The 13,142-nt window shown below is 33.3% G+C and carries 9 protein-coding genes; 2 read left to right on the top strand and 7 right to left on the bottom strand.

Going from position 1 to position 13,142, the window contains the following annotated elements; translation table 11 throughout:
* Positions 1 to 320: 320 nt before the first annotated feature.
* Entirely contained in the window at positions 321 to 2,588 is a 2,268-nt protein-coding gene (gene lip / locus MHI13_RS00525) for a YSIRK-targeted triacylglycerol lipase (RefSeq protein WP_017174735.1), read from the top strand.
* 216 nt (positions 2,589 to 2,804) lie between these two features.
* On the opposite strand, the gene MHI13_RS00520 is transcribed toward lip, so the two are convergent.
* From MHI13_RS00520 to MHI13_RS00505, 4 genes are all read right to left on the bottom strand, one after another.
* The gene (locus tag MHI13_RS00520; protein WP_002449192.1) at positions 2,805 to 3,098 is read right to left on the bottom strand and encodes a hypothetical protein; all 294 of its coding nucleotides are present in this window, start codon (positions 3,096 to 3,098) and stop codon (positions 2,805 to 2,807) included.
* A 126-nt stretch (positions 3,099 to 3,224) separates the two neighbouring features.
* Positions 3,225 to 3,758: a VOC family protein gene (locus MHI13_RS00515; protein ID WP_002449191.1), complete on the bottom strand. Its 534-nt coding sequence runs from the start codon at positions 3,756 to 3,758 to the stop codon at positions 3,225 to 3,227.
* Positions 3,759 to 3,954: 196 nt separating this feature from the next.
* Positions 3,955 to 5,964 (bottom strand): catalase, encoded by a 2,010-nt coding sequence (locus MHI13_RS00510; RefSeq protein ID WP_002449504.1) that lies wholly within the window; start codon positions 5,962 to 5,964, stop codon positions 3,955 to 3,957.
* A gap of 208 nt (positions 5,965 to 6,172) precedes the next feature.
* Positions 6,173 to 6,793, bottom strand: coding sequence for a nitroreductase family protein (locus MHI13_RS00505; RefSeq protein ID WP_048787699.1), 621 nt, complete (start codon positions 6,791 to 6,793; stop codon positions 6,173 to 6,175).
* A 306-nt stretch (positions 6,794 to 7,099) separates the two neighbouring features.
* Here MHI13_RS00505 and MHI13_RS00500 point away from each other — a divergent pair, with 306 nt between their 5' ends.
* Entirely contained in the window at positions 7,100 to 8,476 is a 1,377-nt protein-coding gene (locus tag MHI13_RS00500) for an amino acid permease (protein WP_002488489.1), read from the top strand.
* Positions 8,477 to 8,554: 78 nt separating this feature from the next.
* Here the strand turns inward: MHI13_RS00500 and MHI13_RS00495 are convergent, their stop codons facing one another.
* The 3 genes from MHI13_RS00495 to MHI13_RS00485 form a co-directional block, all read right to left on the bottom strand.
* Positions 8,555 to 9,856: an NtaA/DmoA family FMN-dependent monooxygenase gene (locus MHI13_RS00495; RefSeq protein ID WP_002449452.1), complete on the bottom strand. Its 1,302-nt coding sequence runs from the start codon at positions 9,854 to 9,856 to the stop codon at positions 8,555 to 8,557.
* Between the two features lie 95 nt (positions 9,857 to 9,951).
* Entirely contained in the window at positions 9,952 to 10,986 is a 1,035-nt protein-coding gene (gene mcrC, locus MHI13_RS00490) for a 5-methylcytosine-specific restriction endonuclease system specificity protein McrC (protein ID WP_049379039.1), read from the bottom strand.
* Positions 10,983 to 13,103, bottom strand: coding sequence for an AAA family ATPase (locus tag MHI13_RS00485; protein ID WP_070548111.1), 2,121 nt, complete (start codon positions 13,101 to 13,103; stop codon positions 10,983 to 10,985). The genes mcrC and MHI13_RS00485 overlap by 4 nt, the downstream gene beginning before the upstream one ends.
* Positions 13,104 to 13,142 lie beyond the last annotated feature (39 nt).

Here is a 13,142-nt window from a genome sequence, read left to right as displayed (position 1 = left end):
CATATATCCTTAAAATGTACATTTACTCTATGTAATTGTGACAGATTATTGACAACGCTTTCATATAGCGTTACTATCTATTTACATTCAATAGACAACGTTGATGGTTGAATCTCGTATGTAGCTCTGTTCTACATACGACAATTTTTCGCCATATTTGTAAACGCTTTCTAAATTGTCTGTTAAGAAAGGATGGTTACTTTGGAAAATATTAAAGCGATATTTAGTAAACTTTTCGGATTTATTCCACGTTCAATAATTAATATTTTTATTTAATCTATATATTTTATAACAAAAAACAATTAATAGAGGTGCTATTTATGAAAAAAAGTGAAAACAGATACAGTATTCGTAAATTCAGTGTGGGTGCATCATCCATTTTAGTAGCGACATTGCTATTTATGGGAGGCGGTGCTGCACAGGCAGCAGAAACACATCAGGAAGTGGGAAATCCTGAATCAGCTGTAGCACAATCTATTGGGGATCATAAAAAACAATCTGATAATCAAGAAACACAACAAGACAATGTTCAATCTGACGAACAAGCTACTTCTACATCTCAATCAGTAACTAATGAAAATGAAGCACAACGCTTACATAATGAAAACAAAGCTTCAACTCAAGTTAAAGATAGCACTGATCAATTAAATACTAATGAAGGAACAACTGACAACATTGTAACTCATCAATCTACAAAACATTCAGTAGCTGAAACTGAAGAAGCATCAACTACAAAAACATCTTCTGATGACCCTGAATCAGTTTCAACTAAAGAGGAGCAACCTTCTCTTGAAACACAAGAATCGACTAAAAACACAATTCAAAAAGACACACTAGCCTCAGATAAAAAAGATAACACAACTGAAACATCAACTACTAAAAATCAAGCTCACTCTTCAGAAAACGTGACAAATGAAAGTCCGACAGAAGAGAAAACAACAACTCAAACAACGACTGCTGAAACCAACACATCATCTACAAAAGACAATACTTCAAAAACAACTGACAGTCATTCAACAAAAACATCTCAGTCAACACCTCTAACAGAGAGTAAAGAATTAACACCATCAAAAACTCAACAAGATTCAAATGTAAATCAGGATGCAATAAAAAATAATGACGTAGAGGCACCATCTACTGGAAAAACAAACGATACTGTAGACACAACTGAAACAAAACAAACAGTGACAGCTAAACAACCCACAGATCCTGCTGCACCTACAGTGAATACTTTAAACACTAAAGATGAAGCGATCTCAATTGACGGTACAACAAATGAAACTGTTGGACATAAAGATGCTAAAGATCAAAAAAATTCACAGGCTGGCTTAGAGACATTAGCTAATAATGCAGTAGCAACAACAAATAATACATCTCAACAGCAAGGTACGACAGAAACAAAAGATCAAACCAATAAAGTTGCTAAACAAGGTCAATACAAAAACCAAGATCCAATCATTCTTGTTCATGGTTTTAATGGATTTACTGATGATATCAATCCTAATGTTTTATCACATTATTGGGGCGGCGATAAATTAAACATTCGTCAAGATTTAGAACAAAATGGTTATAACGCTTATGAAGCAAGTATCAGTGCATTTGGTAGTAACTATGACCGTGCCGTTGAACTTTATTACTATATTAAAGGTGGTACTGTAGATTATGGTGCTGCACATGCAGAAAGATATGGACATGAACGCTATGGTAAAACATACGAAGGCGTTTATAAAGATTGGCAACCTGGTCAAAAAGTGCATCTAGTTGGTCATAGTATGGGAGGACAAACTGTTCGTCAATTAGAAGAATTATTAAGAAATGGTAGTCAAGAAGAAATTGAATACCAAAAAACACATGGTGGTGACATTTCTCCTTTACTACAAGGTGGACACGATAATATGGTTTCTTCAATTACAACATTAGGCACACCGCATAATGGTACCCACGCTGCAGATGAATTAGGAAATGAAGCACTTGTTCGTCAAGTGGTTTTTGATTTAGGTAAACGATTAGGTAATAAAAATTCACGTGTAGACTTCGGTTTGTCTCAATGGGGTCTAAAACAACAACCTGGTGAAAGCTACATCTCTTACCTTTTACGCGTTAAAAACTCTAAATTATGGCAATCTAAAGATAATGGTTTTTATGATTTAACACGTGATGGCGCGACAGATCTTAACCGCAAAACATCACTTAATCCAAATATCGTTTATAAAACGTATACAGCTGAGGCAACGCATCCGACTTTAATAGGAAAACAAAAAGCAGACTATAATATGTTCTTACCATTCACAGTGACAGGAAATGTGATTGGTAAAGCTACTGAAAAAGAATGGAGAGAAAATGATGGTCTTGTATCTGTGATTTCATCTCAACATCCTTTCAATCAAGCTTATACAGAAGCAACTGATACAAATCAAAAAGGTATTTGGCAAGTAACACCTACTAAACACGACTGGGATCATGTCGATTTTGTAGGTCAAGACAGTACAGATACAAAACGTTCAAGAGAAGAACTACAACAGTTTTGGTATGATTTAGCAGATGATTTAGTTCAAACAGAAGCGCTAACTTCAACTAACGAAGCTTAATATAATTTTTTGCGGAAAGGTGGTTGTCTAATGTCTGGTGATGTCTTTCAATTACTTGGTTCTTTCTTCAGAATAGTTAAAGCATTATTTTTCTAATTTCATATAAATAAAAGCACCTCCGAATGAGATGAAGACATTTTCACTCGTTAGGAAGTGCTTTTTATTATGTAAGATTTGTAAGAACATGATGTCATAAAGTGCTGTAAGTTTTTCAGTCTAGTTAGATGAACGTACATCTACATTATTATCGTTTGACGAGAATGCTTCTTCATTTGCTGAAAGTGTGATCTTTTTAGAGTGGTTAGAAGCTTTGACTTCATGACGTAATGCACTATTCAATCCTAATAAATTATTTGCTTGAGTTTCTTCACTATTGTAGCTTTCTAATCCATTCACAATTTCAGTCGCTAAATATTCACATGCATCTTGATTGTCAACTTCGACTTTTTCATTGATTATTGATTCAATTACTTCAATTAAGTCACATTTTTGAATTTGAATATCAATCATTTGTTCTACTCCCTTAAACTGTCATTAAGCCATTTGATAGGCTTTCTAGTTTATTACCCTGTTTCTAGAAAATGTACACAAAATCGTCACTGTCGAAAAATGTAATGCACTACTGCGTCCATTTTATTACTCATCGTTACTTTTAGGAATAAATACCTTCGCTTCACTATCTTTTGGATAATAAAAACCATTAGGCACAGTTTGAAGTTCGATTAAGCTTCCCCATGGCGCTCGAATATAAACGGTTTTATTATTCTCTGTATTCTCATATTTTGTATTAGAATGTGGTTCAGATAGTGGCTCTCCTCCTGCCTGTTTGACACGTTCTAATACATGTTCAAATTCGTCACTTTCAATATAAAAAGAAATATGTGTAAAACCTATATCTTGTAGTGATTGTGGTTCATGTTGTTGAGCGTGTTGGAATTCAAACATTTCAATATTAGGACCACAACCAAACACCATCATGCGTTTATGAATAATTGAAGTTCCTTTTTCTAGCCCTAAGATATGCTCGACATATTCGCCACCTCTTGGTTCATCATTTTTAGTTTGACTATCATATGCAATTTTTCCATCTAGTCCCTGTTTAAAAAAAGCAGTGGCTTTTTCAATACTAGGAACCGTAAGACCAATATGATTAATACCTCGATTCATCATATCTCCTCCTTACTCAAAAGAGTGCAAGACAGCATTCATTTTGAATTTATCGTCCACTCCAGTAACGTATCTCCAACTTGTGTTGATTGAAAAGAATTTGGAACAAACGCATGTTCAATTCAATCATCGACTGCCAATATATTAAAAAAGCCTAAGACAACACATTGTGTCTCAGGCTTTTTCAAACAATCATTTCTTATTTTCTATCAAAATATCTGTAACGTTTGAATGCGTCAAGGATAGCTTGTGGTTCGCTAGATACTACAACACCAGGCGCATCTAAATCAATACGATTACTTTGTAATACATTTTTCGCTTCTTCAGTGATTACAACAGGTTTTTTATGATTATAGCTCATTTCAACAAAGTCAATCGCAGTCGGTAACATTTCTTTACCGTCTGAAAGAACGATTACACTATCAAATACTGTTGAACTTGCTGTGCTATAAGTTTCAGTAATACCAATTTCGTCATCATTAAGGTTTTTAGCTGTTTGTCCAACAAATGCATAGTTTAAGTCGTTGTTAACAAATACTTCTGCATATGATTTTAATGTTTCAGCGCTAATATCACCATTTACAAGCACTGCTACAGAGTGTCCTTTTAGTGGGATATCAAATTTTTCTAATGTTAATTGGCTATCTTTAGCATCTGATTGCACTTCTTCGTTTTCTGCCGGAACTTCTACACCTACATTATTTGCTACGTATTCAGCTAATTTACGATCAACTTTATTAATTTGATTAACAGCATTTTGCTTTACTTCTGTTGATTTACATTTACCAATTTCAAATGAAAATGCATCAGCTAAATGTTGTTGTTCTGCTTCAGTTAAGCTGTTTTTATATAATTTAGCTTGAGTATAGTAATCTTTGAAACTATCACTACGTTGACGTACTTTATAACCTTCTACTTTTTCATGATAATGCTCGAAACCACCTTGTTCTTTAGGTGTCGTATGAGGGTCATTATTGTTCAAGCCATTTTTATGGTAGGCTGTTTGACCTTGATGAATATATGATTGATGCATTGCATCGCGTTGATTATTATGAACGTCTGCAACTGGGCGGTTAATAGGAATTTGGTTAAAGTTTGGTCCGCCAAGACGAGAAATTTGTGTATCTGTGTAAGAGAATAAACGACCTTGTAATAATGGGTCATTAGAGAAATCAATACCTGGAACAATATGTGCAGGGTGGAACGCAACTTGTTCAGTTTCTGCAAAGACGTTATCTACATTACGGTTCAACGTCATTTTACCAACAATTTTCACAGGTACTTGATCTTCTGGCCATAATTTAGTTGGATCTAAAATATCAAAATCAAAGTCAAATTCTTGTTCAGGTTTGATAATTTGTAAGCCTAATTCCCATTCAGGATAGTCGCCTTTATCAATTGATTCATATAAATCTTTACGATGGAAATCAATGTCTTTACCATGTAAGATTTGTGCTTCATCCCATACTAAGCTTTCTAAACCTTGTTTAGGTTTCCAGTGGAATTTAACAAAGTAAGATTGACCTTCTTTATTTACAAGTCTAAATGTGTGTACACCAAAACCTTCTTGTTGACGGAAGTTTTTAGGAATCCCTCTATCACTCATTGCCCAGAATACTGCGTGCATAGATTCAGGGTTTTGACCAATGAAATCCCAGAATGTATCGTGCGCTGAACCACCTTGTGGCATTTCATTATGTGGCTCTGGTTTTAACGCATGTACGAAGTCAGGGAATTTAATTGCATCTTGAATAAAGAATACAGGTGCGTTGTTACCCACTAAATCGAAGTTACCTTCATCAGTATAGAATTTAGTAGCAAAACCACGAATGTCACGTACTGTATCTGGAGATCCTTTAGAACCTTGTACAGTAGAGAAACGCACAAATACAGGTGTTGTTTTTTCAGGGTGTGTTAAGAAGTCAGCACTTGTATATTCACTTAAATCTTCATACACTTGGAATTCACCATGTGCACCGAATCCACGTGCGTGTACCACACGTTCAGGAATACGTTCATGGTCAAAGTGCATCATTTTTTCACGGAAGTGGAAGTCTTCTAGTAAAGTCGGACCTCTATCCCCTACTGTCAGTGAATTTTCATCTTCACTTACTTTCATACCACTATTTGTAGTCATTGCTGTACCATCATTATTTTTTCTTAGAGCATCTAATTGTTGTTGTTTTTTGTTTTCATTTGATTGATCCATACTTATCTCTCCTAGATATAGATTGGTATCGTAAATACATTGTTATGTACATTGTTTCCTTATTACGGGATACAGTTAGTTATTCCCATTTATAAAAGAATTAATCATTTTAAAGAAAAAATATATTCCCATAAATTTTTATTTAAAGAACTTTCTTTTATAATCGTTTATGAAAATATATTTTTTGATATTTTATATTAAACTTTAATTATTGGTAATCTACTACCTTATCAACTGGCATTCTATATGATGTATGAGGTTCTTTTTCTTTCTTACCAATCGCAACGATTAACACTGGAACGTAACGTTCTAAATCATATCCGAATGCTTCGCCAATTTTGTCATGCTCAAAACCACCGATAGGGTTCGTATCATAGCCATATTGTTTTGCAACTAACATTAATTGCATCGCAGCTAAACTACTATCCACTTTTACGATGTCACTCATAACTTCACGTGAACTATTTTTGTAAGTATCCATTACAAAAGGTAACATTTGGTCTTTTACTTCTTGAGGCATATGTCCTTCCTCAACCGCTTTGTTATAGATAAACTCGCCTTCCTCATAACATTGTAAATCACCGAAAATAACAATCATCGCTGATGATGTATCATTTTGTGACGTATTAAAACGAATTAATGGACGTAATTTTGCTTTCGCTTCATCACTTTCTACAACAACAAAACGCCACGGCTGCATATTCACTGATGAAGGTGCTTTTGTTGCCTTGCTAATGATTTCATTCATTTCTTCATGTGGAATTTTATAATTTGGATCAAATCCTTTCACAGATTTTCTACTTTCCAATATTTCGTTAAAATCGTTCATTCATTTCCCTACTTTCATATTTTAATTACGTAACCTAGATTATTAAATAAATTGAAAATAAATAGAAGTAATTTGCTTATAGATTTAAAAAAACACTCAATTTAATACATTATTAATTATAGTTAATAATGTATTAACATTTATCTATTAGACTATTATTTGATTAACAATAACTAAATAGGGTATCCTTAACCTTAACAAATAAATAATTTGAAATTTAGAAAAATTATTTATGTTATAACAAAGGGTATTGGATTCAGTCATAAAGTTTCAGTCATAAGGTTACTCATGAAAGGGAAGAAAATTATGGCAGAAGATAAACTGCAAAGAGAGTTGAGTAATAGACATATTCAACTTATCGCTATTGGTGGCGCAATTGGTACAGGACTGTTCCTTGGATCAGGTGAATCTGTACATTTAGCCGGACCGTCTATTTTATTGACTTATGTTATTGTCGGTTTTGTATTATTTATGTTTATGAGAGCAATGGGTGAAATATTGTTATCAAACTTAGGATTTAAATCATTTGGCGATATCGCCCATCATTATATTGGACCAATTGCTGGATTTATGGTCGGATGGACGTATTGGTTAACTTGGATTATCTCAGGTATGGCTGAGGTAACTGCAGTAGCGAAATATGTAGGGTATTGGTATCCTACAGTACCAAACTGGCTAACAGCTGCATTTACTATCTTAGTATTAGTCGCTTTGAACTTATTCAGTGCAAAGCTATTTGGAGAGTTAGAATTCTGGCTGTCAATTATTAAAGTGATAACAATTGTAGCCTTAATCATTGTTGGTATTGTGATGATTGTGCTTGGAATGAAAACATCATATGGACAAGCAAGCGTAACGAACCTTTGGTCTAGAGGTGGATTTTTCCCGAATGGTATTCAAGGTTTCTTGATGGCATTTCAAATGGCTATCTTTTCATTTATTGGTATTGAGTTAATTGGAATTACAGCTGGGGAAACTAAGAACCCACACAAAACGATTCCTCAAGCAATTAACAATGTACCTGCGCGTATTTTAATTTTCTATATTGGCTCATTAGCAGTGATCATGTCTGTAGTACCTTGGGATAAACTAAACCCAGCAGACAGTCCTTACGTAAAATTATTCGGCCTGATTGGTATTCCATTTGCTGCCGGTATTATTAACTTTGTCGTTTTAACAGCAGCTGCTTCATCATGTAATAGTGGTATTTTCGCAAATAGTCGTACAATGTACGGTTTAGCAGGTCGTAAACAAGGCCCACCATTCTTGCATAAAACAAATAAACATGGTGTACCTCACTATGCTATTTTAGTTACATGCGGCTTATTAAGTATTTCAGTTATTTTAAATGCAGTATTTAAAGATGCAACAAAAGTGTTCGTTCAAATTACGATATTTTCAACAGTATTGAATATTTTAATTTGGACACTTATCATGATTGCCTATCTAAATTATGTCAAACGTAATCCTGAATTACACAAAGATAGTAAGTTCAAAATGCCTGGCGGAAAATATATGGCATTTGCGATTCTAGCTTTCTTCGCATTTATCTTTATTATCTTATTAATTAACAGTTCAACTAGAATTGGAGTATTATTTATACCCGTATGGGCAATTATTCTTTGGATTATGTATCAAAAATATAAAAAAGAATCAGACAAAGCGAAAGTTAAAATGGAATAATATAAAGAACATTTTAGACTTCCCCCTAATGGAGGAAGTCTTTTTTCATGATATCTATTAAATAAAAGAGAAGCTTAATTATAGTTTCTCTGTATTTATATTTAAATGGTCTTTTAACATATGACTTTCATATTCTTTTCTAAACACGCCACGCGCTTGAAGAACTGGAATGACTAAATCAATAAATTTTTCAAATGCGTTTGGATATGTTGGTGACATTAACATAAAACCATCACACGCTTCTTTTTCAAACCATTCAATCATTTCATCCGCTACTTGTTCCGGTGTCCCCACTATCGTTTTATGCCCTACCCAAGTACCAAATCGATCTAATACATCGCGTAAGGTAAGGTGTTCGGTCATAACAGCACGCTGTACAGCTTCATAAACAGATTTTATAACTTTTTTCTCTAATGCATCATAAGGTGGCAATGATGGCACAACTTCATCTAGTGTCCATTCACTTATATCTAGACCAATGGCTTTAGATAATTGTTTCTTGCGTTTTTCAAGTGGGATCATATCATCTAATTGTTGTTTAAGTTTATAAGCGTCCTTCTCATTCTCATCAACATAAACGGTGAGACCTGGTAATACAAGAGGTGGTTGACGATTTTCTTCCATGGCACGTTGATGAATGTCTTGTCTGAACTGTTGGCCATCTTGTAAATTCCATGCAATTGAAAAAATAGCATCCACGTGTCGTACTGCTAAATCACGACCTGGAATAGAAGTTCCTGCTTGAAATAAACGTGGTCGACCATATTTTGGTGTTGGAATGTTAATAGCTCCGGCAACTTGAAAATACTTTCCTTGATAATGAAGTGGATGAATATACTGATGATTTAAGCCAATTCCTGAGTTTTTGTGATTAACGATAGCCTCTACAGTAAATGATTCCCATAATTTTTTCATTACATTAATAAATTCATCTGCTCGTTCATAACGTTTTTCAAGATGTGGTAAAGCTTGCATCGAGTAGTTTTGTGCTTCTAAATCAAATTGAGATGTTACAATATTTGCCCCAATACGCCCATGAGATATTTGATGTAAACTTGAAAGCATACGTGCTGCAAGATAAGGTTCATAAAAAGAAGAAGAAATGGTACCTATCAAACCAATTGAATGTGTTTCACGTGAAATGGCAGCAAGCGCCGTTAGTGGTTCAAAATAATAAGAAATATGTCCCGTTTCTTCTCCAGATATATATTGACCATCACCTAAGAAGAATGCATCCAGTTTACCTTTTTCGGCTAATTTCGCTAACTTAATTTGAAAATCAATATCTCCAACTTCTTCAACATATGAATGTGGTAGTCTCCAAGAGGCAGGATGTAGACCTGTACTATAAGCTAAAACAGATAAATGCATGTGTTTCATTGTCATTAACCCCTTTGTTATAAGTCAAAATTGTCATTTTAATTTGCATATATCGTATATGAATTGTTGAAATTTTACAATATCTACTAACTATTTTATATCTTAAAATAATTATATACAATATCATCTAGTTGTTTAGCAATATGAATAAAATCTTGATTTAAATCCAATGTTTTGACACTAATCGTATTGCCACTCATCTGAAACGTATTATCAGGTACAAGTTGTTCATCCGTTTTCGCATACAATAACATCCCCGCAACATTTATCTGTTTCGATTTTAAGTGAAATGCTTCATTTTTTACATACGCAAATATTTGATATAAATTTCCAGAATGAATCGTTCTTGTATCAAAATACTGTTGTAACGTCGACGTATAATACTTTGTATCAATAATTAAACATTGTTTCCCATAAGTGAGCATGACATCACTTCTCATTGTCGGTAACATGTGACGATAATCATCATCAGTGGCCCATGGAATATGAGACGCGGTGACTTTTAACTGTGGAAATTCCTTTTTATAATAAGCCCTAACAAACCGTTCATATAAACGCGCCATCTGTTGTTCATCTTCGAACATCATCGTTTCTCTTGAACCGCTTCTTTCTGACTGAATTCGTCCTTGCGTAACAAGATAACAAATAGCCATTAACATACGATATGTTTCGTGATGACGATCAAATCGTAACTGCCAATCAATATGTCGATAATCTAATATATTTACTTGTTCAAAATATATCAGCAGTCGTTTTAACGCTTTTTTACGTGTGCGCGAAATATCTAATTTTAGAACATTAAGCATTGTTGTTTTTAAAATTTGATTCATATACGTATTAATTGAAAATTCATCATACGTGCAATTTAACTGTTTATGCATCATTGTTCCTTGTTGTATGGATGCTGTGACATTAATCTTTCCTCGTATCACATTAAGCGAGTCATTGTGTTCTAAATAGTCATGTTGAAGACCATATTTTAATTGACTCGATACGCCTTTAATCAAGAGCGCACTATATAAATCTGCCACATTATTAAATGATTCTGTTGCTATATGTTGATAGCCTTTCTTATTCAAAACTGTAAACGCGTAAGACAACATATAATAAATATTATGAATGTTAATCATTGAATCGCTTCCCTTAAACGTACCTTCCAACTATCCACTTTTGAAGGGTCGTCAAACCAATATTCTTTTAATAATGGTATCATTTCGAATTCAATAATATTTGATAATTCAGACTCTGTGACATCAACCATATTACTGAAATAACTATGGCCAATAACGAACCCCTCACCTAACATATCCTCATCTCGAATGTCGACATTCAGTGCTTGAATTGTATCAATTAATGCATCAAATTGTGGATTTTTTAAATTTTCTTGATAATGTTTAAATTGTATGGTTTCAAAGGCAGGATTCATATCAAAAAATGCAAATCGACGTCGTAGTGCATAATCAAGCATGGCTAAGCTTCGATCTGCTGTATTCATCATACCAATAATATAAACATTATCTGGAACACAGAATTTCTCATCTGCATAGAGTAATTCTATTTCCATTCCCCTCTTATCATTTTCAATTAACATAAACAACTCACCAAATATCTTACTTAAATTGCCACGATTAATTTCATCGATAATAAAGAAATGGTCTTTCTCATTATCTTCTTCTGCTTGCTTACAAAAATTGTAAAACGCACCGGTACGCAATTCAAAGCCAGTTTCAGTAGGACGATAACCCATCACAAAATCTTCATATGAATAGCTTTGATGGAATTGTACAAGTTTCACACGTTCTTTATCTTTAACACCTATCATTGAATAAGCCAATCGTTTAGCTGCATATGTTTTACCTACACCCGGTGGCCCTTGTAAGATGACATTCTTTTTTCTTCTAATTAATTGCACAAGCGTGTCATAGTCTTCTTCATTCATAAATACGTCGTCTAAGAATTGTTCTGCTGTATAAACAGGATAAGTCGTTTGTGTAGTAACCAAGCCATCAGAATGTTCCACTGAAAATAACTCATTAAATTTCCGAATCGTTTCACTATATGGCGTAATTTTAGTGAGCGTCTTATTTAATGTTTTGATTGGAATCTTCCAGTTTCCTTTCTCCTTCCAAACAAGCTGAATGATATTTTTATCATTTTTATATTGATGATTTGATGAAACAACACCCCATCCTACAATATCAGTCTGTCCTTTTTTCACATAAACAATATCCCCACGCTTCATTTCTTTACTAAATTCCCATATAGCATTAACCGTATGAATATAATGATGCTGATTGTGGTTCAATTGTTGTAATTTTTGATTAATCTCTTCTTTAGATGCATATTTCGAGAAATCTTCTAACTCGTTATATCCAATAGACATTTCTCCATTCTCAATAAAAGAAGCAAAATCAACATCTTGTGGTTTTGGAGAATAAATCCAATAATTCACGACTTCTAAACCCTTATCTGCATCGATATCTTTGACTTTTGAGCTTTGCTTGACTTCCTTTGATTTGCGCCATGCTTCATAACTTAAATCAATAAAATCATTCAAATAGTTATCCTCTTTTAAAAATAATTTTAATTTTTCAATCATCATTAAATACGTTGTTGCAGTTAATGATTGTTTTAAGTTAACTTCAAAATTGATATACTTTGTACTTATCTCGCTTTCTTCAAAAATATACCAAATCGCTCGAGAATCTAAATTGGCAAATGTGTCAGAATCAATCCAAAATAATCCACTGGTTAACTTACCCATACCGATTCCAGGCTGAGCCATCACTTGATTAAATTTTCTCTTAAAGTTATTTTCATTATCTTCGCTTTTATCTGATGAATACAATAAAGCAATTTCAAACAACGACCATAAATTTTCAATATCTTGTGCTTCACGATCATTCTTAAAATTATAAAATGTAGCACGTAAATTCATCACTGTCGGAATACCATCAAAATTTTGTGGTATATCTGCTTTCACATCAAATAGTTTGGCCATTTCTTCTATAATTTTAATTCTATTTTTTTTAGTCATAGAACTCTTATTAAATAATCCAAACACAGTAAATGGATCCATATCTATCATTTCATTATTAATTTCTAATTTAGGCATATTGATTTGAGTGTTAATATAAAGTTCTTGTATTTTCTCAATCAATTGATCACGACAATTTTGATATTCTAACAATTTATGAGCTAAGGCTTTATAAAAGATTGCCCATGTTTTATCTATTTTATAGTCCATCTTTATTTCTCCTCAAAATTATTATTATCTTCATTTTAA

The sequence above is a fragment of the Staphylococcus sp. FSL K6-0223 genome (genome assembly GCF_038008285.1).
Note: the sequence above shows the minus strand (reverse complement) of the source record. Positions and strands in the feature narration are given on the sequence as shown.